Genomic DNA, 21,129 nt, shown 5'->3' with positions numbered 1-21,129 from the left:
TGGGCGCCCTCCCCTCCTCCCTCACTGGACCACGATGCTGACCTGGCTGAGCCGCGACTCCCTGACCTTCCCGCCGCTGGACAAAGCCCTGCGCGATCCCAACGGCCTGCTCGCCGCCGGTGGCGACCTGAGCGCCGAACGCCTGGTACAAGCCTATCGCCATGGCTGTTTCCCCTGGTACCAGGACGGGCAGCCGATCCTCTGGTGGTCACCCGACCCACGCACCGTGATGTTTCCCGACGAATTGCACGTGTCACGTTCGCTGCGCAAATTCATCCGCCAGGGCCACTACCAGGTCAGTTTCGACCAGGACTTCGCCGCCGTCATCCAGGCCTGTGCCGCACCTCGCGACTATGCCGACGGCACCTGGATCACCGACAGCATGCAGTCGGCCTACCTCACGCTGCACCAGCAGGGCTTCGCCCATTCGGTCGAAGTACGCCAGGACGGCGAGCTGGTGGGCGGCCTGTACGGCCTGGCCATGGGCCGGCTGTTCTTTGGCGAGTCAATGTTCAGCCGCGCCGACAACGCCTCCAAGGTCGGTTTCGTGACCCTGGTCGAACACCTGCGCCAGGCGGGCTTCGTCCTGATTGATTGCCAGATGCCGACCGATCACCTGCACAGCCTCGGCGCCCGGGCCATCGCTCGCGCCACCTTTGCCGACTACCTGCAGCGCTACCTCGATCAGCCCAACGGCGCCAGCTGGGTTTGTTAGGCGAGTTTTTCCAGCTGGCTTACACTTAAAACTAAAGCACCTCCCGAGGGGTTGATCATGACAGAGCTGGCGCGGTTGAAGTTTTATGCCACTCAACCCCATTCCTGCAGCTACCTGCCTGACGAACAAGCCACCACGCTGTTTCTCGACCCGAGCCAGCCGATGGATGTCAATGTCTACGCAGACCTGTCGGAAATGGGTTTCCGGCGCAGCGGCGACCACCTGTATCGCCCGCACTGCCAGAACTGCAACGCTTGCGTGCCGGCGCGGATCCCGGCCGCGCGCTTTCTGCCCAATCGCCAGCAAAAGCGCATTCTCAAGCGCAACGCCGACCTGACCGTCAGTGCTGCCCGCCCGGCATTCAAAGAAGAGTATTTCGAGCTGTACCGGCGCTATATCGAGCAACGTCATGCCGATGGCGACATGTATCCACCCAGCCGTGACCAGTTTTCCACCTTCCTGGTGCGTGACCTGCCGTTTTCACGCTTTTACGAGTTCCGCCTGGACGGCCGCCTGCTCGCGGTGGCGGTCACCGACCTGCTGCCCAACGGCCTGTCGGCGGTCTACACCTTCTACGAACCGGACGAAGAGCGGCGCAGCCTGGGCCGCTTCGCAATCCTCTGGCAGATTACCGAAGCCCTGCGCCTGGATCTGGACGCGGTCTACCTTGGCTACTGGATCAAAAACTGCAAAAAGATGAACTACAAGACCCAGTACCGCCCCATCGAGCTGCTGATCAATCAACGTTGGGTGACGTTGAACTGAAATCATTGGCTTGAAGTCCATTTTTCGGGCACAATGCACGCCACTTTTTTTGCCTGGCGCAGTTGTGCACCGGGCCATTAACTGGACACCGAGGGCTTTACTGCATGTCGAAAGAAGACAGCTTCGAAATGGAAGGCACTGTCGTCGACACCCTGCCCAACACCATGTTCCGTGTGGAGTTGGAAAATGGGCACGTCGTTACCGCGCACATCTCCGGAAAGATGCGCAAGAACTACATTCGTATTCTGACCGGTGACAAGGTCCGCGTCGAACTGACGCCTTATGACCTGAGCAAAGGGCGCATCACCTACCGCGCCCGCTAAGCGACACCAACAAAAACGCCCGGCTAACTGCCGGGCGTTTTTGTTTGCCTTCAGAAAAGTATCGCGGGGCAAGCCCGCCCCCACAGCGCTGAACGTGTGGGAGCGGGCTTGCCCCGCGATCAGCCGCTACGCCATCTCAGCCGTGGTCTCGAAGTCGAACACCAGTTCGCCATCGCGGATGTCGATGTGCACCACACCGCCATGCTCGGCCAGCTCGCCGAACAGGATCTCTTCGGCCAACGGCCGCTTGATCTTGTCCTGGATCAGCCGCGCCATCGGCCGTGCGCCCATCTGCGCGTCGTAGCCACCGGCCGCCAGCCAGCCGCGCGCCGCATCGCTCACCTCGAGCAACACGCGCTTGTCTTCCAGCTGCGCCTGCAGTTCGATGAGGAACTTGTCCACCACGCTCTTGATCGTCTCGTGACTGAGGCGACCAAACTGGATGATGGTGTCCAGACGGTTGCGGAACTCCGGCGTGAAGCTCTTCTTGATCACTTCCATGGCGTCAGAGGAGTGATCCTGATGAGTAAAGCCTATAGAGGCTCGCGCAGCAGTCTCAGCACCGGCGTTGGTGGTCATGATGACGATGACGTTACGGAAGTCCGCCTTGCGCCCGTTGTTGTCGGTCAGGGTGCCGTGGTCCATTACCTGCAACAGCAGGTTGAAGACTTCCGGGTGGGCCTTCTCGATTTCATCGAGCAGCAACACGCAGTGCGGCTGCTTGGTGATGGCCTCGGTGAGCAAGCCGCCCTGGTCGAAACCGACATAGCCCGGAGGCGCGCCGATCAACCGCGAAACGGTATGCCGCTCCATGTACTCGGACATGTCGAAACGCACCAGTTCGACACCCAGGGCCTTGGCCAGCTGCCGCGCCGCTTCGGTTTTACCGACACCGGTAGGGCCGGCAAACAGGAACGAACCCACCGGCTTGTCCGGCGCCTTGAGGCCGGCACGGGACAGCTTGATGGCGGTCGCCAGCGAATCGATCGCCGCATCCTGGCCGAACACCGTGAGCTTGAGGTCGCGCTCCAGGTTACGCAGCAGCTCCTTGTCGGAACTGGTGACGTGTTTTGGCGGAATCCGCGCGATCTTGGCGACGATATCCTCGACTTGCGGCACGTCGATGCGTTTGACGCGCATCGCTTCCGGCTGCAGGCGCTGATAGGCGCCCGCCTCGTCGATCACATCGATGGCCTTGTCGGGCATGTGCCGGTCGTTGATGTAGCGCGCAGCAAGTTCGGCAGCTGCGCGCAGCGCCTCATCACTGTACTCGATGTTGTGATGACTCTCGAAACGCCCCTTGAGCCCACGCAGGATGCCCACGGTGTCTTCCACCGATGGCTCGCTGACATCGACCTTCTGGAAGCGCCGCGCCAGGGCCCGGTCTTTCTCGAAGATGCCACGAAATTCCTGGAAGGTGGTCGAGCCGATGCAACGGATATCACCCGACGACAACAGCGGCTTGAGCAGGTTGGAGGCGTCCATGACCCCGCCGGAGGCCGCACCGGCACCGATGATGGTGTGGATCTCGTCGATGAACAGGATCGCCTGCGGACGTTTGCGCAGCTCACCGAGCAGCGCCTTGAAGCGCTTCTCGAAATCGCCGCGGTACTTGGTACCGGCCAGCAAGGCGCCCAGGTCCAGCGAGTAGACTACGCTCTGGGCCAGCAGATCCGGCACCTGGCCGTCGACAATGCGCTTGGCCAGGCCTTCGGCGATGGCGGTTTTACCGACACCGGCCTCACCGACCAGCAGCGGGTTGTTCTTGCGCCGACGGGCGAGGATCTGCGCCACACGCTCGACTTCGAGCTCGCGACCGACCAGCGGGTCGATGCGCCCTTGCCGGGCCTGTTCGTTGAGGTTGCTGGCATAGGCATCCAGGGGATTGCCCGAGGAAGTGGTTTCACCGCCCTCCTCGTCCTGCATGTCCTGCTCGCCTTCGGAGTGCTCACCATGACCAGGCACCTTGGAGATGCCATGGGCGATGTAATTGACCACGTCGATGCGGGCCACGCTCTGCTGTTTAAGCAGGAACACGGCCTGGCTTTCCTGTTCGCTGAAAATCGCTACCAGCACATTGGCGCCGGTAACTTCACGCTTGCCCGAGCTCTGGACATGGAAGACTGCGCGCTGCAATACCCGCTGGAAGCCCAGGGTTGGCTGGGTTTCGCGGTCCTCGTCATGGACGGGGATCAACGGCGTGGTGGAGTCGATAAACTCCTGCAGGTCGTGTTTGAGTTTGTCGAGGTTCGCGCCGCAGGCACGCAAAACGGTTGCGGCGGCCTCATTATCCAATAGTGCCAGCAGCAGGTGCTCGACGGTCATGAACTCATGACGCTTCGAACGTGCCTCCTTGAAGGCCAGATTGAGGGTGACTTCGAGCTCGCGGTTTAACATAGCTTCACCTCATACCCAAGTGGCCGGCGATTAACCGTCCTTCTCGATTTCACAGAGTAGCGGATGCTGGCTTTCCCTTGCGTATTGGTTGACCTGCATGGCCTTGGTCTCGGCGATGTCACGGGTAAACAATCCGCACACTGCCCGTCCTTCTGTATGGACGGCCAGCATGACCTTGGTCGCCAGCTCGCGATTCAGGTTAAAAAACACCTCGAGCACTTCGACGACGAAATCCATCGGTGTGTAGTCATCGTTAAACAAAACCACCTTGTACATGGGTGGCGCCTGCAGGGCCGGTTTGGCCTCCTGTACCGCCAGGCCAGAACCATCGTCCTCATGCGATTGCGGGCGATCCTGATTGAATGTTAGTCGAATCTGGCTATGTGCATGCATGGAAAGAATTTCATCATTTCGACAGGTTGGTTTGTAGGTTGACCGCACAGACGACGCGGGACAGCCGTCGCCTCACCTTGACTATCGGCAAAACGGTGTTACAACCAATAAGAACCCACCGTGGTCGATAAAGATCCGCGCAGTCAACCAGAATTTTCGCAGGTTCATATGCGGATGGAGTGGATGATACTCCAGTGATGGAGTCCTTTGCAGAGGGATATGAGGATGGCAAGCGGTAAAGTCAAGTGGTTCAACAACGCCAAGGGCTATGGCTTCATTAATGAAGACGGGAAAACGGACGATCTGTTCGCGCACTACTCGGCGATCCAGATGGACGGTTACAAAACCCTGAAAGCCGGGCAGACCGTCAACTTCGAGATCATCCAGGGCCCCAAAGGCTTGCATGCGGTGAATATATCGAACCCCGCCGCACAAACCACCGCCTCCCCCACACCCAGCGCGGAAAAAGCTAACGCCTGACCCATCCCACAGACAAAAAAAACCGGCCAGCCCGCAAGGGCTGGCCGGTTTTCTTGCGCCACTTACATGTGTTTGATCAACGCATTACCGAAACCGGAGCTGCTGACCAGCGTCGCGCCATCCATCAGGCGCTCGAAATCGTAGGTGACGGTCTTGGCGGCGATGGCACCGTTGGTGCCCTTGATGATCAGGTCGGCCGCCTCGGTCCAGCCCAGGTGACGCAGCATCATCTCGGCCGAAAGAATCACCGAACCCGGGTTGACCTGGTCCTTGCCGGCGTATTTCGGCGCAGTGCCATGGGTGGCCTCGAACATCGCCACGGTGTCGGACAGGTTGGCGCCCGGCGCAATGCCGATACCGCCGACTTCCGCCGCCAGGGCGTCGGACAGGTAGTCACCGTTGAGGTTGAGGGTGGCGATCACGTCGTATTCAGCCGGGCGCAGCAGGATCTGCTGGAGCATGGCATCGGCAATGGCGTCCTTGACGATGACTTCACGGCCGGTTTTCGGGTTCTTGAATTTCATCCACGGGCCGCCGTCGAGCAGTTCGGCGCCGAATTCGTTCTTGGCCACTTCGTAGCCCCAATCCTTGAAGGCACCTTCGGTGAACTTCATGATGTTGCCCTTGTGCACGATGGTCAGCGACTTGCGGTCGTTATCCACTACATATTGCAGGGCCTTGCGCACCAGGCGCTGGGTGCCTTCCTTGGAGACCGGCTTGATGCCGATGCCGCAATCCTGGTCGAAACGGATCTTGGTGACGCCCATTTCCTCTTTCAGGAACTTGATGACCTTGGTCGCCTCGGGCGAGCCGGCCTTCCACTCGATACCGGCATAGATGTCTTCGGAGTTCTCACGGAAGATCACCATGTCGACATCACCGGGTTTTTTCACCGGGCTTGGCACACCCTCGAACCACACCACCGGACGCAGGCAAACATACAGGTCCAGTTGCTGGCGCAGGGCAACGTTGAGGGAACGGATACCGCCACCGACCGGGGTGGTCAGCGGACCCTTGATGGAGACCACGTAGTCCTTGACCGCATCCAGGGTTTCCTGGGGCAGCCAGGTGTCCTGGTCGTAGACCTGGGTGGCTTTCTCACCGGCGTAGACTTCCATCCAGGAAATCTTGCGCTTGCCCCCATAGGCTTTTTCTACCGCAGCATCAACCACTTTGATCATGACGGGGCTTACATCTACGCCAATGCCGTCGCCTTCGATGAACGGGATGATCGGATTATCAGGAACATTGAGAGAATGGTCCGCATTGACGGTGATTTTGTCGCCGACTGCCGGAACCTTGATTTTCTGGTATCCCATGCTGCACTCCGTTTTTTTGGTGTGGTTCGTCATCTGGATCCCCTGAGCGTACCCCAGTTGAACAGCAACGGGAACCATGGGCGCAAATGGCCGGGAAACAGGCAATAACACCTACGTCTTTGGTCTAAAAAAGCCTCGACGACCTGTTGATCTTGATCAATACGACCAAGGCTTTGGTATACTCGCCCGGTGACCAAAGGGTCACTGGGGGGCGAACCGTCTGAAACCAGACCTGCGGCCCCGACCAGGCTGGGCTGTTACCGCAGTTCAGCCGCTTGACACTCGACTGATGCAATCCACCATCACCGCCCAGAATCTTCGACCTTCTGCTCATGGATGTGTCTGAGCGAAGCGCCTACCCTGCGCACCTCGAGATTCTGCGCACGCTCAGCAAAACAGAGAGTTAACCCGAATATGCCCACCCGATCCAAGATCATCTACACCTTCACCGACGAAGCCCCCGCCCTCGCCACCTATTCACTGCTCCCCGTCATCGAAGCCTTTACCGCTTGTGCCGAAATCGCAGTAGAAACCCGGGACATCTCTCTGGCCGGCCGCATCCTTTCTGCCTTCCCCGAACAGCTCGGCGCCGACAAGCAAGTGGCCGACCACCTGGCAGAACTGGGCCAACTGGCGACCACGCCAGAAGCCAACATCATCAAGCTGCCGAACATCAGCGCCTCGGTACCGCAGCTCAAGGCCGCGATCAAGGAACTGCAAGCCAAGGGCTTCAACGTTCCAGACTACCCGGACACCGTGACCAACGACGCCGAGAAAGAAGCCCGCGCTCGCTACGACCGCATCAAGGGCAGCGCCGTGAACCCGGTCCTGCGCGAAGGCAACTCCGACCGCCGCGCCCCGCTGTCGGTCAAGAACTACGCGCGCAAGCACCCGCACAAGATGGGCGCCTGGGCTGCCGACTCCAAGTCCCACGTGGCCCACATGAGCCAGGGCGACTTCTACGGCAGCGAGAAAGCCGCGCTGATCGAAGCCGATGACAGCCTGCGTATCGAACTGCTGGACAAGAACGGCAACACCACCGTTCTGAAAGAAAAAACCGCGGTCAAGGCCGGCGAAATCATCGACTGCGCGGTCATGAGCACCAAGGCGCTGCGTAAGTTCATCGCCGCCGAGATCGAAGACGCCAAAGCCAAGGGCGTACTGCTGTCGGTGCACCTGAAAGCGACCATGATGAAGGTCTCCGACCCGATCATGTTCGGCCAGATCGTTGCCGAGTACTACCAGGACGCGCTGAACAAGCACGCTGCAGTGCTGGAGCAGATCGGTTTCAACCTGAACAACGGTATCGGCGACCTGTACGCCCGTATCAAGACCCTGCCAGCCGAGCAGCAGGCGCAGATCGAAGCTGACGTCAAAGCCGTCTACGACGTTCGCCCTGCCCTGGCCATGGTCAACTCCGACAAGGGCATCACCAACCTGCACGTGCCGAGCGACGTTATCGTCGACGCCTCGATGCCGGCGATGATCCGTGATTCGGGCAAGATGTGGAACACCCAAGGCCAGCTGCAAGACACCAAGGCGGTGATTCCGGACCGTTGCTACGCGACCATCTACCAGGCCGTCATCGAAGACTGCAAGCAACACGGCGCCTTCGATCCGACCACCATGGGCAGCGTGCCGAACGTTGGCCTGATGGCGCAGAAAGCCGAAGAATACGGCTCCCACGACAAGACCTTCCAGGCCAAGGCCGACGGCGTGATCCGTGTGGTTGATGGCAAGGGCAACCTGCTGCTGGCCCAGGACGTCGAAGCCGGCGACATCTTCCGCATGTGCCAGACCAAAGACGCGCCGATCCAGGACTGGGTCAAGCTGGCCGTCAACCGTGCCCGCGCCAGCAACACCCCGGCGCTGTTCTGGCTAGACCCGCTGCGCGCCCACGACGGCGTGCTGATCGAGAAGGTCCAGCAGTACCTCAAAGACCACGACACCGCTGGCCTGGACATCCGCGTCCTGTCGCCCGTGGAGGCCATGAAGGTTTCCCTGCAGCGCATCCGCGCCGGCCAGGACACCATCTCGGTCACCGGCAACGTACTGCGCGACTACCTGACCGACCTGTTCCCGATCATGGAGCTGGGCACCAGCGCCAAGATGCTGTCGATCGTCCCGCTGATGAACAACGGCGGCCTGTTCGAGACCGGCGCCGGCGGCTCGGCACCCAAGCACGTACAGCAACTGGTTGAAGAGAACTTCCTGCGCTGGGATTCCCTGGGCGAGTTCCTGGCCCTGGCCGCCTCCCTGGAGCACTTGGGCTGCGCCTACGCCAACCCGAAAGCCAAGGTACTGGCGGCGACCCTGGACCAGGCCACCGGCCAGTTCCTGGACACCAACAAGTCCCCGGCACGCAAGGTTGGCGGCATCGACAACCGTGGCAGCCACTTTTACCTGACCCTTTACTGGGCCCAGGCCCTGGCCGCCCAGAGCGACGACGTCGCCCTGCAAGCGCGCTTCGCCCCACTGGCAAAAGCCCTGGCCGAGAACGAAGCGACCATCGTCGCCGAGCTCAACGCCGTTCAGGGCAAGCCGGCTGAAATCGGTGGCTACTACTACCCGGATGCCGAGCTGACCCGCCAGGTGATGCGCCCAAGCCAGACCTTCAACGGCGCGATCGCCGCGCTGTAAGGTTCGCTTGAAGTAACCCCAGAAGCCCCGGCCACGCACCGGGGCTTCTGCGTTTCAGCAGCCCGTTGGCGCTCAGGCCACCGCTGAACGCAGCGCCCTGTCGAGGTCGGCGATCAAGTCGCGATGATCCTCGATACCCATCGACAGCCGCAGCAGGTTCTCGCCGATACCCATCGCCGCCTTCTGCTCATGGCTCAGGGAGTTGTGCGACATGCTGTAGGAGTGGTTGATCATGCTCTCCACTCCACCGAGCGAGTCGGCCAGCACAAAAATCTCCAACTGCTCGACCACCCGGTTGACGGTGGCCCGGTCACCCTTGATCTTCATCGCCACCACCGCGCCGCCGGCGCGCATCTGCCGCTTGCACAGCTCATGCTGCGGATGGCTCGGCAGCCCCGGGTAGTAAACCTGCTCCACTTGTGGATGGCTTTCCAGGAAGCTGGCGACCTTGAGGGCATTGGCGCACTGGCGCTCCATGCGCACGTCGAGCGTCTTCAGGCCACGCAGGGCCAGGTAGCAGTCGAACGGCCCCTGGATCGCCCCCACCGCCATGCCGATCTTGCGCAGGCGCCCCAGCAATTCTTGATTGGCCGCCACCACCACGCCACCGGTCAGGTCGGAATGACCGCCGATGTACTTGCTTGCCGAATGCATGACCAAGTCCACACCCAGGGTGATCGGCTGCTGGTTCCAGGGCGAGCAGAAGGTATTGTCGATGCAGGTGAGGATGTCGCGCTCACGCGCCAGGTCGCACAGCGGGCGAATATCGACCAGGCCGAGCAAGGGGTTGGTCGGCGATTCGATCCAGATCAGCCGGGTATTGGGCTGGATCGCGGCCGCCACCGCCTGCAGGTCGTTGAGGTCGATGTACGTGGTGGTCAGCCCTGACGTACGGCTACGGTAATCTTCCAGCAGACGGAAGGTGCCGCCATACACGCCGCTCATCACCACGACATGGGAGTCCTTGGGCAACAACTCCAGCACCGTAGCCGTGGCCGCCACACCCGAGGCACAGGCCAGCGCGCCACAGCCCTCTTCAAGGGCGGCCACGCAGCTCTCGTAGGCGTGACGCGTCGGGTTGCTCACCCGGCTGTAGGCATACTCGGGCTGATCGTCCAGACCGCGCTTGGCAAAGGAGCTGGCGGTGTAGATGGCCGGGAAGATGGCGTTGTCGGCAAAGGCCGATTGTTCGCCGGCATGGATGGTACGGGTTGCGAAACTGCTCTTGCGCTCGGACATGGCCTGACTCACGAAACGGGGGAAATAGTTGCCCAGTGTATGCGCAGCGGCCATCGATATGTTCAGCAACACGTGCTTGTTTTTCATCAGCCTCTGCCCAGTAATATGTATTACCTGAGTGTCTGGCCGGCGAACTGTAATGGGCCTCCCCTACGGAACCGGAAGAACCACCATGCCCACGACCCACCCCGAACCCGTCGTCCGTCATTACGACACCCTGCTTTCACCGCTCGAATCCGAAGAACAGCCTGACTGGTTGCAACGGGCGAGCCCCGAACAACGCCGCCGCCTGCAGGAGCTGCAAAAAACTGGCCGCCAGGCTCGCGCGCAAGCCATGCAAGCCTTTTCCAAACTGCTGAGCTTGTACGACTTTGCCAAGAGCTCATTATCAACACTCTCCCGCCCGCTCTTCACACCTGCAATCTTCTTGAAAATCAACGAGCAACAGGCGTTGAGCCCCAACTATCAAGAGTACGTCGACCGAAGCTACCAGTCCTACCTCAAACGCCAGCTCGAATCGCCAACACTGCTCGCCGCCAAGCAGCAGGCCTACCTGGCGACACTGCGCGAAGAAGCCACCATCGCCACCATCAAGGGCGACTTGGGTAAGGATGGCAAGGCAATCCTCAAGTGGATACTGGAGACTTTTGATTCTGGTTCTTCCGAATTCACCCAAAAGGGTCCATTCGTCAATGCGGCGCTGACGCAAATATCATCGCTTCACCTGAACGCAAAGGTCGAGCTTGACCAGATCATCGTGTTCGGCCCTGACCTGGACGATGCACCCTGTGTTGCCTACGTGCCTGGCCACCCCCGGCATCCGCTCAAGCAATACAAGACCCGCACGGATTTTTTCGCAAGCCTCCGACGCGACTGGCAGCACGCCGGGTTCCAGGCCTTCATGCGCCGCTTCATCCCCATGTCGCAGCAACAAACGGTGTTCGCCAGTTGGCGCGACCCTGATGCCCTGATCACCCTTCCGATAACCTGCACCCCACTGGACCAAGGGTTACGGCCCTATGTCTCGAAACGAATGGTCAAGCGGCTACTGGACGATGCCCGCTACCTGCTGCCGGAGAGCGATAAACAGGCCCAGGCGCTGGACAATCTTGACGCCAGCTTCGCCTCAATGATCGAGGAGCACCTGATGATCGGTGCCGGCGTCGGCATCCGTTCGGGTGAGGAAGAGGAAGGTCTGCCACCTTCCGACTGGATCACCCGCCTGCATCCTGTACTGACGGATCAAGGGGATACATTCTGGCGTCCTGACCTGAGCCCCTACCGGCTTCCCCTGAACAAAAATGATGCCGGAGGGCCGGATGCCCGCGGCTTGTATGACTATGCAAGCGAAAAGGCTATTCTCATCAATGATGCGTTCTATCGGGTCAACGAATACGCCCCGGGCAGTTGGTGCATCCGCACGGCAGTCAATACCCAGGCCTATAGCCCCAAGCTCTATCACAATGGCGCCGGCGCCTGGCACCACAGTCTGGAGCGGCCGGAGTACTGGGGGCGATTGGCACTGCTACGAAGGCTGGGCCCCCTGACGCTCGACATTAGCGACGAGCGCTTACTGCTGCTGGGACGGGTCAGTGGCGTGACTAACGCACAATTGCGCCGCGTCTATCAACTCAACCAACCCACACCTGCCCTGCTCCGGTATGCCCTTGCCCGTGAACGAGCGCGTAATGAGACAACGATGGCTATTGAGCTGCTGAAGCAAGGGAAACCATTGCCCGCCGGCTTCGAGGCAAACGTCGTCACGTCCTTTTACGAGGCTGTCAATGCGAAAAGGGTCCGGCGTAATGCAGACGACCCCACCCCATCCCCTCAAGGACAATGCGACGCGAGCTGCAACGCGCCGCCCCCCAGCCTGTTCGTCCGCTGGCTGCCACGACTGATCCGCGGCATCCACGAGCATCGCTTTGAGCTGGCCCAGATCGCGCCTGACGCTACCGTCCTGGAGCTGCGCCGGCGCTATCCGGACATGCCGCTGCTCCTGGCCCAGCAGCTCCTTGATGAAAATCGAGAACACGTAGCCAGGGAACTGAACCAGGGCAATCCCCTACCCCTGCCTATGGCCGAGCTAGCCCAGGAAAGCGCTGAGCAAGGACGGTTGACGCAGGCGCTGGACGGATTCATGCAGCCCTGCTGCAGTAACCAGGACACTTGGATTCTGGCGGTGCGCCTGATGGAATTCTTGCCTGGTTGGCCACCCGGTGCCGCGCTGTTGTTGCGAGAAGGCGGGCGTTTCGGGCCAGTGCTGGCCAGTTTGGGTGTAACCGACGTCGAAAGCACCGTGATCTATCAGGACGAGGACGAAGGCTGGTTCACCGTAGACAACGATCAAGTACTCCTGGCCCAGGACAGGAGCGAGTACGGCTTCTACCGTAGCCTGCTGTATGCCTTGAACGGCACTCAACGCAGCCAACTTGGGTTTGGCCTGAACGAAGCCGAGCGCTTGCACCAGCAGTTGCGGGAGCTAGCCACGGCGCGCCCGCTGCGCGCAGCCCTGCTGCTTGACCTGCCTGTGCGCCGGCGCTGGCTGGTTGCTCCGGCCGCCGAAGCCACCTACCGCGCCCCCGATGCCCTGGCAAGCAACCGGTTGTTCGGCCATGAGCCTATTCGGGACCGCCTTGTACGCTTGCTCACCACTGCAGATCCAGTGTCCATCTTCAGGCACCGGACCGCGGTGGTCGAAGACTTCATTGCGCAGATGCTGCGCAGCGATGTATCCATTAGCGAACTAACACGGCAACTGGAAGATGAACGTGCACTGCTGCATCGTACGTTTGACAACTGGGTCGCCCAGGCTGGGCCAGAGAATCGCCGATCGGCCCGTCGGCGCGCCGCCGATAGACTGCTGGCCGGATGGGAAGCACGCATCACCCTGAGCCAGCACCCGGTGCACCTGAACGATGAGGCATTGGACGAGCTGCCGCCCCTGCCGGTTCGCCTGCCTGCCGTCAATCAGTTGATCGTGCAAAGTACACAGATTACCCATATCCCTGACGCCTTCCTGGGCAACCTGCCAAACTTGCAGACAATGGACCTCAGCGATCTCCCCCTGCAAGCGTTGCCTCCCGCCCTTGGCACGCTGCAACGGCTACGCCGCCTGGACCTGTCGCGGACCCGGCTTGCGCCCAGCGCACTGAGCCCACTGGCCAGCCTGCCGCAGCTGGAGCACCTTTGGCTCAATGACATAAACAACACCCTGCACAGCTGGACTGTCGAACAGATGGCCTACATCACCTCCATACGAACCCTGCGCAGTTTGGAGATACGCGCTTCAAGCGCCCGGTTTGATCCCGGCGTGTTTGCCCAGCTGGCCAATCTGCCAGCGTTGCACACCCTGGAACTGAACTCGAATGACATAACGCTCAGCCCCCAGGACATCCAGGACCTGGCCGGCCTGGTGGGCCTGCGCCGCCTGAATCTTTCGCGCAATCCGCTGGGCCTGACACCGGACGTCAGCAGGATGCTGGCACTGGAAGAACTCGACCTGTCCACCCCGCAGACACTGCTCACGCAGTGGCCCAACGGCCTTGAACGGCTGCCCAGGATTCATTGCGTCAACCTCAGGCATATGGAAATCAGCGACGTGCCCGTGGGAGCGGGCGCCATACGCGGCCTGCACATGTTCTGGGGTTCACTGCCACTCCCCGTACGTACGCGCTTCCTGCAGGAGCGAAGGGAGGCGGGTATCGTCATCGACTGGCTCGACAGCACAAGCGATAGCGATGACCACACCAGCTCCGATGACTCCGACGAGCACGTTTTGCTACCTGATGCAAACTGGCAAACGGACACGGCGAAACTGCTCACCGGCATGTCCGCCACGGAGCAGGAACAGGTGTCAAGGCTGGTCAACGGCACGGATCCAAGACGGGCCGAGTTCTTCTCTCTGCTACTGCGCATCCACTACTCCAGACAGGCTCGCATTCTCGGTGCCGCCATGCTGCAACGGATACAGGCCGTGATCCGCGGCGCACTTTCCACGCAGTTGCGCGACGCGCTTTACGAAACGGCTGCCGAAGCGGTTAACTGCGTTGACCTTGATGCCTTGGTATTCTCTCAACTTGAAACCCTGGCCGAAGCCGATCGAATCCTGCAAGAACACACCGACGAATCGGCCACCGCGGCGTTGCTTGACCTGGGCACCAGCCATTGGCGAGCGCACCGCCTCGACCACTATGTCACCCAAAACTTCGAGACCTGGCAACAACAAGGGCATACCGTTGATGACGCAGAAGTGGAGTTGTACTTTCGCATCGCTTTGGCCGAGCGCTTGAGATTACGCAACCAGCCTGTCGTACAGGTGCACACCACTTCCACCCGCTGGATCACGCAAGCCATGCTCGACGATGGCGAGGCGGCCGTGCTCGCCGACCAGCCGAACCTGCTACCTGCCTACCTGCTTGACCAGCCCTATTGGCAACGCTATCTCGACTATGCCTACGCCCCGCGCGTCGCAGTCATTTACCGCTGGCGCGATCGCATCGGCGAATACCTGGATGCCATGGGCGATACTGATGTGCTACCCCCTACCCTGAACGATACCGAACGACAACATCTGCATCGCGTGCTGGTTGACAGCGGTCGATTACCCCCTTTCTTCGAGCTGCCCGCCGACCTCAGTTTCAACGACGAACAGGTCCGCGCAGCCTATGGTGCGCTGCTACGATTGGTGAATCAGGCCAAGCTCGACCTGACCAGGGATATCCTGTTGAGCCAGGCGGGCCAGGACAACGAACCGCAGCCCGGACCCTCGCGACGAACCTGATCGTAAGCATTGCAAAACAGCTTGTGTGCTACTCCCAAGCCAGCGAGAGCGGTTAAGCTCGCTGGCCCTACTCCAGACCCGGGAGATGCCCATGACCTGGCAACCGCACATCACCGTCGCCACCATCATCGAAGACCAGGGCCGCTTCCTGCTGGTCGAGGAATTCAAGGCCGGCAAGCACGTCTACAACCAGCCGGCCGGCCACCTGGAAGCCAACGAAACCCTGCTTGAGGCCGCCCTGCGTGAAACCCTTGAAGAAACCGCCTGGGAGGTCGAACTGACCGGCGTGGTCGGCATCTACCTCTATACCGCCCCGAGCAATGGTGTGACCTACCAACGCGTGTGCTTCGCCGGCCGCCCCCGCAAACATCACCCCGAGCGCGCCCTTGACAGCGACATCGTCCGCGCCGCTTGGCTGACCCGCGACGAGCTGCTGGCAGACCCCGGACGCTGGCGCAGCGAGCTGGTGCCGCGCTGCATCGACGACTACCTGGCCGGCCCGCTGCACAGCCTGGCGTTGATCCGCGACTGACAGCGACGATGCCTTGACGGCCGCAGCCTGATAGAATCGTTGTCTTTTTCCAGATACACAGCCGGTACCTATGACCAGTCCAGCCCTTTACGAACCCGCAAAGACCCGCGTCATCGTCGGCATGTCCGGCGGCGTGGACTCTTCCGTCTCCGCCCTCCTGCTGATGGAGCAGGGCTACCAGGTGGAAGGCCTGTTCATGAAGAACTGGGAAGAGGACGACGGCACCGAATACTGCACCGCCCGCGAAGACCTGGCCGACGCCCAGGCCGTGTGCGATCGCATCGGCATCAAGCTGCATACCGCCAACTTCGCCGCCGAGTACTGGGATCACGTCTTCGAGCATTTCCTCGAAGAGTACAAGGCCGGGCGCACGCCGAACCCGGACATCCTGTGCAACCGCGAAATCAAGTTCAAGGCCTTCCTCGACTACGCCCTGATGCTCGGTGCCGACCTGATCGCCACCGGCCACTATGTGCGCCGCCGCGACACCGACGGCCGTACCGAGCTGCTCAAGGGCCTGGACCCGAACAAGGACCAGAGCTACTTCCTGCACGCCGTCGGCGGCAAGGAAATCGCCCGCACCCTGTTCCCGGTCGGCGAGCTGGAGAAGCCCGAAGTCCGTGCCATCGCCGAGAAACACGGCCTGGCCACGGCAAAGAAGAAAGACTCCACCGGTATCTGCTTTATCGGCGAGCGCCGCTTCAGCGACTTCCTCAAGCAATACCTGCCGGCCCAGCCCGGCGAGATCCAGACCACCGACGGCGAAGTCATCGGCCGCCATCATGGCCTGATGTACCACACTATCGGCCAGCGCCAGGGCCTGGGCATTGGCGGCCTGAAAGACGCAGGCGACGAGCCGTGGTACGTGCTGGAAAAGGACCTGGCCCGCAACGTGCTGGTGGTCGGCCAGGGCAACGAACACCCGTGGCTGTTCTCCCGCGCCCTGCTGGCATCGGAGATTTTCTGGGTCAACCCGATCGACCTGTCCAGCCCACGGCGCCTGACCGCCAAGGTGCGCTACCGCCAGAGCGATCAGGACTGCACCCTGGAACAAACCCCGAACGGCTACCGCGCGGTGTTCGACGAACCACAACGGGCGGTGACCCCGGGTCAGTCGGTGGTGTTCTATGATGGCGAAATCTGCCTCGGCGGCGGTGTGATCGAAACCGCCGAGCCGTGGAGCGCCCGCGCATGAATGCCATGCAAGAACAGTTGATTGCCTTGGGTGGCGTGTTTCAGGCCGCAGTGCTGGTTGACCGTATTGCCCGTACCGGCCAGGCCAGCGAGGCCAACCTTGGCTGCATGCTCGGCAGTTTGCTGGTGCGCGACCCCAAGGATACCCTCGAGGTATTCGGCGGCGACGATCTGAACCTGCGCGACGGCTACCGCGCCCTGGCAAGCGCCCTGGAGCGCGACCCGGGCAGCCTGCAGCGCGAGCCGCTGCGTTATGCGCTGTCGATGCTGGGCCTGGAGCGCCAACTGGCCAAACGTGGCGACATGCTCGACGTGATCGGCAACCGCCTGCCGCAGATCCAGTCCCAGGCCGAGCATTTCGGCCTGGTGCATGAAAACGTCATCGCTTCCAGCGGCGCCCTGTACCAGGACACCCTGAGTACCCTGCGCCAGCGGATTCAGGTGCACGGCGACATGCGCCACCTGCAGCAGCCCAGCAATGCCTCGAAGATTCGCGCCCTGCTGCTGGCCGGCATCCGCGCCGCGCGCCTGTGGCGACAGCTGGGCGGGCATCGCTGGCAATTGGTGGTGAGCCGGCGCAAATTGCTTAAAGAGCTGTATCCGATGCTGCGTGGCTGAAAAGCATCGCGGGGCAAGCCCGCTCCCACAGGTATTCACTCCAACGCTGTGGGAGCAGGCTTGCCCCGCGATGAGGCCAGCAAAATCTTCAGATTTACCGGCAGACCATTTGTCAGCCACCCGACCTGGGCGCATTTTTCATGTATGATATGCGCCCTCTTAAAAGCCTGACTGTCCGAGAACACCCTATGCAGCTTTCCTCGCTCACTGCGGTTTCCCCTGTTGACGGCCGTTATGCCGGCAAAACCCAGGCCTTGCGCCCTATCTTCAGCGAATACGGCCTGATCCGTTTCCGCGCCCTGGTCGAGGTTCGCTGGCTCCAGCGCCTGGCCGCCCACTCGCAAATCCCTGAAGTACCAGCGTTTTCTGCCGAAGCCAACGCCGTACTCAACGCCCTGGCTGATGACTTCGCCCTCGAGCACGCCGAGCGCGTCAAAGAGATCGAGCGCACCACCAACCACGACGTCAAAGCCATCGAGTACCTGCTCAAGGAGCAGGCCGCCAAGCTGCCAGAACTGGCCAAGGTCAGCGAGTTCATTCACTTCGCCTGCACCAGCGAAGACATCAACAACCTGTCCCACGCCCTGATGCTGCGCGAAGGCCGCGACAGCGTGCTGCTGCCGCTGATGCGCCAGATCGCCCAGGCCATCCGTGAGCTGGCCCACCGCTTCGCCGAGGTGCCGATGCTCTCGCGCACTCACGGCCAACCGGCTTCGCCCACCACCCTGGGCAAAGAGCTGGCCAACGTCGTTTACCGTCTGGAGCGTCAGATCGCCCAGGTTGCAGCAGTACCGCTGCTGGGCAAGATCAACGGCGCCGTGGGCAACTACAACGCTCACCTGTCGGCCTACCCGCAGATCGACTGGGAAGCCAACGCCCGCGCCTTCATCGAAGACGAGCTGGGCCTGGTGTTCAACCCCTACACCACCCAGATCGAGCCGCACGACTACATCGCCGAGCTGTTCGACGCGATCGCCCGCTTCAACACCATCCTGATCGACTTCGACCGCGACATCTGGGGCTACATTTCCCTGGGTTACTTCAAGCAGCGCACCATTGCTGGCGAAATCGGTTCCTCGACCATGCCGCACAAGGTCAACCCGATCGACTTCGAAAACTCCGAAGGCAACCTGGGCATCGCCAACGCCCTGTTCCAGCACTTGGCCAGCAAGCTGCCGATCTCGCGCTGGCAGCGTGACCTGACCGACTCCACCGTACTGCGCAACCTGGGTGTCGGTTTCGCCCACAGCGTGATTGCCTACGAAGCCAGCCTCAAGGGCATCGGCAAGCTGGAGATCAATGAAGCCCGCATTGCCCAGGACCTGGACGCTTGCTGGGAAGTTCTGGCCGAGCCGATCCAGACCGTCATGCGCCGCTACGACATCGAGAACCCGTACGAGAAGCTCAAGGAGCTGACCCGCGGCAAAGGCATCAGCCCTGAAGCGCTGTTGACCTTCATCGATGGCCTGGACATGCCAGCCGAGGCCCGTGCCGAGCTGAAGAAGCTGACCCCGGCGAACTACATCGGTAACGCTGTGGCTCAAGCCAAACGCATCTGATCTGCGCCCTGCGCGTAAACGCCCGGCTCAGCCGGGCGTTTTTATTCCAGAAAGAAAATTACTTTTTTTCAATAGGTTACACATGAATCCTGATACTCCTCTGCAGCTTCTGGGCGGCCTCACTGCCCGCGAATTCATGCGCGACTACTGGCAGAAAAAGCCCCTGCTGGTACGCCAGGCCTTCCCCGACTTCGAAAGCCCGATCGACGCCGACGAACTGGCCGGCCTGGCCCTGGAAGAAGAAGTCGAATCGCGCCTGGTTATCGAGCACGGCGAGCGTCCATGGGAACTGCGCCGCGGCCCGTTCGAAGAAGACGCTTTCAGCACCCTGCCTGAGCGCGACTGGACCCTGCTGGTGCAAGCAGTGGATCAGTTCGTCCCGGAAGTCGGCGAGTTGCTTGAGCACTTTCGCTTCCTGCCCAGCTGGCGCATCGACGATGTGATGATCAGCTACGCAGCGCCAGGTGGCAGCGTCGGCCCGCACTTCGACAACTACGACGTGTTCCTGCTGCAAGGCCAGGGCAAGCGCAACTGGAAGATCGGCCAGATGTGCGACAGCGACAGCCCGCTGCTCGAGCACGCCGACCTGCGCATCCTCGCCGAATTCGAGCAGAGCGGCGAGTGGACCCTGGAACCGGGCGACATGCTCTACCTGCCACCACGCCTGGCCCATTACGGTATCGCCGAAGATGACTGCCTGACCTACTCGGTGGGCTTCCGCGCGCCAGGCGCCGCTGAAGTACTGACCCACTTCACCGACTTCCTCAGCCAGTTCCTGCCTGACGAAGAGCGTTACACCGACGCCGATGCCGAGCCGGTCAGCGACCCGCACCAGATCCAGCACGACGCCCTCGACCGCCTGAAAAAACTGCTCACCGAGCACATGGGTGACGAGCGCCTGCTATTGACCTGGTTTGGCCAGTTCATGACCGAGCCGCGTTACCCGGAGCTGGTCAGCGGTGAGGCGCTGGACGAAGCCGAGCTGATCGAGAGCCTGGCCGAGGGCGCGATCCTGATCCGCAACCCGAGCGCGCGCCTGGCCTGGTCGGAAGTCGATGACAACCTGCTGCTGTTCGCCAGCGGCCAGAGCCGCCTGCTGTCGGGCGAGCTGCGCGAACTGCTGAAGCTGATTTGCGCCGCCGACGCGTTGCATATTGAAAACCTTGAGCAGTGGCTTGAAAACGATCAAGGCATTACCTTGATCTGCGAACTGGTCAAACAAGGAAGCCTGGGGTTCGCCAATGAATAAGATTCGCGTCCGTCTTGCCGACTGGCAGAAAGACAACGCCGACATCCGCCGTATTCGTGAAGCCGTGTTCATCGCCGAACAGAACGTGCCGCCGGAGCTGGAGTGGGATGCCGACGACAACACCGCCGCGCACTTCCTGGCCCTGGAGGGTGACTACGCCATCGGCACCGCCCGCTTGCTGCCCGACGGCCAGATTGGCCGGGTCTCGGTGCTCAAGGACTGGCGTGGGTTGAAGGTCGGTGACGCACTGATGCAGGCAGTCATCGTCGAGGCGCAGAACCGCGACCTCAAGCAACAGATGCTCAGCGCCCAGGTGCACGCCACGCCGTTCTACGAGCGCCTTGGCTTCAAGGTGGTCAGTGAAGAGTTCCTCGAGGCAGGCATTCCGCACGTGGACATGGTTCGCGAGTCGCGCGAGCTGGTTTAAAAGCATCGCGGGGCAAGCCCGCTCCCACTGCTGGCAGCAGACCAGTGGGAGCGGGCTTGCCCCGCGATGCGGATGGCCTCTGGCATGCCTTTGAGGCCGTCGGTCACGGCAATCAGCACGTCCTCGACGCCGCGCGTCTTGAGGTCGTTGAACACCTTCATCCAGAACTTCGCACCCTCGGTGTTCTCGATCCAGATACCCAGAATATCGCGCCGTTCGGCAGAACGCCCAGCGCCAAGTAGATCGCTTTGTTGCGAACCAGGCCTTCTTCGCGAATTTTGACCCGCAGCGCATCAAAGAAAATGACCGGATACATCGACTCCAGGGGCCGCTGTTGCCACGCACCAATTTCTTCCATGACCTCGTTGGTGACGGCGCTGATGAAGTCAGGCGAGACGCCTGTTCCGTACTGTTCGCAGAGAAAGATGCTTGTTGAGAAACCGGTGATCGCGATACCCATGTTTTAAATATTTACCACATTCAACCCTCCCGGACG

16 protein-coding genes and 1 pseudogene are annotated in these 21,129 nt (G+C 61.2%); 12 read left to right on the top strand and 5 right to left on the bottom strand.

Annotated elements, in window-relative coordinates; translation table 11 throughout:
- The first annotated feature begins 34 nt into the window (after positions 1-34).
- The 3 genes from aat (at position 35) to infA (ending at position 1,803) form a co-directional block, all read left to right on the top strand.
- Complete coding sequence (aat, locus tag EXN22_RS11110; protein WP_130264085.1) at positions 35-715, top strand: leucyl/phenylalanyl-tRNA--protein transferase; 681 nt, start codon at positions 35-37, stop codon at positions 713-715.
- 57 nt (positions 716-772) lie between these two features.
- Positions 773-1,480 carry an arginyltransferase gene (locus EXN22_RS11105; RefSeq protein ID WP_130264084.1) on the top strand — a complete coding sequence of 236 codons (708 nt, stop codon included), beginning with the start codon at positions 773-775 and terminating at the stop codon, positions 1,478-1,480.
- 104 nt (positions 1,481-1,584) lie between these two features.
- On the top strand, positions 1,585-1,803 hold the full coding sequence (infA, locus tag EXN22_RS11100) for a translation initiation factor IF-1 (RefSeq protein WP_002553999.1): 219 nt from the start codon (positions 1,585-1,587) through the stop codon (positions 1,801-1,803).
- 126 nt (positions 1,804-1,929) lie between these two features.
- On the opposite strand, the gene clpA is transcribed toward infA, so the two are convergent.
- Both clpA and clpS read right to left on the bottom strand, forming a co-directional pair.
- A complete protein-coding gene (clpA, locus tag EXN22_RS11095) occupies positions 1,930-4,200 on the bottom strand; it encodes an ATP-dependent Clp protease ATP-binding subunit ClpA (RefSeq protein WP_130264083.1) in 2,271 nt (756 codons plus the stop codon).
- Positions 4,201-4,230: 30 nt separating this feature from the next.
- The gene (clpS, locus tag EXN22_RS11090; protein WP_009400967.1) at positions 4,231-4,593 is read right to left on the bottom strand and encodes an ATP-dependent Clp protease adapter ClpS; all 363 of its coding nucleotides are present in this window, start codon (positions 4,591-4,593) and stop codon (positions 4,231-4,233) included.
- Between the two features lie 225 nt (positions 4,594-4,818).
- Between clpS and cspD the strand changes: the two genes are divergently transcribed.
- Positions 4,819-5,073 (top strand): cold shock domain-containing protein CspD, encoded by a 255-nt coding sequence (gene cspD, locus EXN22_RS11085; protein ID WP_165392201.1) that lies wholly within the window; start codon positions 4,819-4,821, stop codon positions 5,071-5,073.
- 62 nt (positions 5,074-5,135) lie between these two features.
- Here the strand turns inward: cspD and icd are convergent, their stop codons facing one another.
- Positions 5,136-6,392, bottom strand: a complete 1,257-nt coding sequence (icd, locus tag EXN22_RS11080) for an NADP-dependent isocitrate dehydrogenase (RefSeq protein WP_130264082.1) — start codon at positions 6,390-6,392, stop codon at positions 5,136-5,138.
- Between the two features lie 414 nt (positions 6,393-6,806).
- Here icd and EXN22_RS11075 point away from each other — a divergent pair, with 414 nt between their 5' ends.
- Positions 6,807-9,032 (top strand): NADP-dependent isocitrate dehydrogenase, encoded by a 2,226-nt coding sequence (locus tag EXN22_RS11075; protein WP_130264081.1) that lies wholly within the window; start codon positions 6,807-6,809, stop codon positions 9,030-9,032.
- Between the two features lie 72 nt (positions 9,033-9,104).
- Here the strand turns inward: EXN22_RS11075 and EXN22_RS11070 are convergent, their stop codons facing one another.
- Positions 9,105-10,271, bottom strand: a complete 1,167-nt coding sequence (locus EXN22_RS11070; RefSeq protein ID WP_407691969.1) for a trans-sulfuration enzyme family protein — start codon at positions 10,269-10,271, stop codon at positions 9,105-9,107.
- Between the two features lie 172 nt (positions 10,272-10,443).
- On the opposite strand from EXN22_RS11070, the gene EXN22_RS11065 reads away from it, so the two are divergent.
- The 7 genes from EXN22_RS11065 (at position 10,444) to EXN22_RS11035 (ending at position 20,633) form a co-directional block, all read left to right on the top strand.
- Positions 10,444-15,054, top strand: coding sequence for an NEL-type E3 ubiquitin ligase domain-containing protein (locus tag EXN22_RS11065; RefSeq protein ID WP_165392200.1), 4,611 nt, complete (start codon positions 10,444-10,446; stop codon positions 15,052-15,054).
- Positions 15,055-15,145: 91 nt separating this feature from the next.
- Positions 15,146-15,586 (top strand): NUDIX hydrolase, encoded by a 441-nt coding sequence (locus EXN22_RS11060; protein WP_130264079.1) that lies wholly within the window; start codon positions 15,146-15,148, stop codon positions 15,584-15,586.
- A gap of 70 nt (positions 15,587-15,656) precedes the next feature.
- A complete protein-coding gene (mnmA, locus tag EXN22_RS11055) occupies positions 15,657-16,781 on the top strand; it encodes a tRNA 2-thiouridine(34) synthase MnmA (protein WP_130264078.1) in 1,125 nt (374 codons plus the stop codon).
- The gene (hflD, locus tag EXN22_RS11050; protein ID WP_130264077.1) at positions 16,778-17,398 is read left to right on the top strand and encodes a high frequency lysogenization protein HflD; all 621 of its coding nucleotides are present in this window, start codon (positions 16,778-16,780) and stop codon (positions 17,396-17,398) included. Before mnmA ends, hflD begins: the two co-directional genes overlap by 4 nt.
- Before the next feature lie 188 nt (positions 17,399-17,586).
- Positions 17,587-18,957, top strand: a complete 1,371-nt coding sequence (gene purB, locus EXN22_RS11045) for an adenylosuccinate lyase (RefSeq protein ID WP_130264076.1) — start codon at positions 17,587-17,589, stop codon at positions 18,955-18,957.
- An 82-nt stretch (positions 18,958-19,039) separates the two neighbouring features.
- Complete coding sequence (locus EXN22_RS11040; protein WP_130264075.1) at positions 19,040-20,206, top strand: ribosomal protein uL16 3-hydroxylase; 1,167 nt, start codon at positions 19,040-19,042, stop codon at positions 20,204-20,206.
- Positions 20,199-20,633, top strand: a complete 435-nt coding sequence (locus tag EXN22_RS11035) for a GNAT family N-acetyltransferase (RefSeq protein ID WP_130264074.1) — start codon at positions 20,199-20,201, stop codon at positions 20,631-20,633. The genes EXN22_RS11040 and EXN22_RS11035 overlap by 8 nt, the downstream gene beginning before the upstream one ends.
- Positions 20,634-20,704: 71 nt before the next feature.
- Here EXN22_RS11035 and EXN22_RS11030 read toward each other — a convergent pair.
- Positions 20,705-21,057 (bottom strand): annotated as a pseudogene (locus EXN22_RS11030) (transposase); the annotation flags it as partial.
- Between the last annotated feature and the right edge of the window lie 72 nt (positions 21,058-21,129).

This window comes from Pseudomonas tructae (assembly GCF_004214895.1).
GTDB classification, from domain to species: domain Bacteria; phylum Pseudomonadota; class Gammaproteobacteria; order Pseudomonadales; family Pseudomonadaceae; genus Aquipseudomonas; species Aquipseudomonas tructae.
Note: the sequence above shows the minus strand (reverse complement) of the source record. Positions and strands in the feature narration are given on the sequence as shown.

Excerpts from the sequence above, each read along its gene's own strand:
- infA (WP_002553999.1), top strand. The coding sequence starts at position 1,585 with ATGTCGAAAGAAGACAGCTTCGAAATGGAAGGCACTGTCGTCGACACC.
- hflD (WP_130264077.1), top strand. The coding sequence starts at position 16,778 with ATGAATGCCATGCAAGAACAGTTGATTGCCTTGGGTGGCGTGTTTCAG.
- purB (WP_130264076.1), top strand. The coding sequence starts at position 17,587 with ATGCAGCTTTCCTCGCTCACTGCGGTTTCCCCTGTTGACGGCCGTTAT.
- EXN22_RS11060 (WP_130264079.1), top strand. The coding sequence starts at position 15,146 with ATGACCTGGCAACCGCACATCACCGTCGCCACCATCATCGAAGACCAG.
- EXN22_RS11070 (WP_407691969.1), bottom strand. The coding sequence starts at position 10,271 with ATGTCCGAGCGCAAGAGCAGTTTCGCAACCCGTACCATCCATGCCGGC.
- EXN22_RS11065 (WP_165392200.1), top strand. The coding sequence starts at position 10,444 with ATGCCCACGACCCACCCCGAACCCGTCGTCCGTCATTACGACACCCTG.
- cspD (WP_165392201.1), top strand. The coding sequence starts at position 4,819 with ATGGCAAGCGGTAAAGTCAAGTGGTTCAACAACGCCAAGGGCTATGGC.
- icd (WP_130264082.1), bottom strand. The coding sequence starts at position 6,392 with ATGGGATACCAGAAAATCAAGGTTCCGGCAGTCGGCGACAAAATCACC.
- clpA (WP_130264083.1), bottom strand. The coding sequence starts at position 4,200 with ATGTTAAACCGCGAGCTCGAAGTCACCCTCAATCTGGCCTTCAAGGAG.
- aat (WP_130264085.1), top strand. The coding sequence starts at position 35 with ATGCTGACCTGGCTGAGCCGCGACTCCCTGACCTTCCCGCCGCTGGAC.
- EXN22_RS11035 (WP_130264074.1), top strand. The coding sequence starts at position 20,199 with ATGAATAAGATTCGCGTCCGTCTTGCCGACTGGCAGAAAGACAACGCC.
- clpS (WP_009400967.1), bottom strand. The coding sequence starts at position 4,593 with ATGCATGCACATAGCCAGATTCGACTAACATTCAATCAGGATCGCCCG.
- EXN22_RS11040 (WP_130264075.1), top strand. The coding sequence starts at position 19,040 with ATGAATCCTGATACTCCTCTGCAGCTTCTGGGCGGCCTCACTGCCCGC.
- EXN22_RS11105 (WP_130264084.1), top strand. The coding sequence starts at position 773 with ATGACAGAGCTGGCGCGGTTGAAGTTTTATGCCACTCAACCCCATTCC.
- EXN22_RS11075 (WP_130264081.1), top strand. The coding sequence starts at position 6,807 with ATGCCCACCCGATCCAAGATCATCTACACCTTCACCGACGAAGCCCCC.
- mnmA (WP_130264078.1), top strand. The coding sequence starts at position 15,657 with ATGACCAGTCCAGCCCTTTACGAACCCGCAAAGACCCGCGTCATCGTC.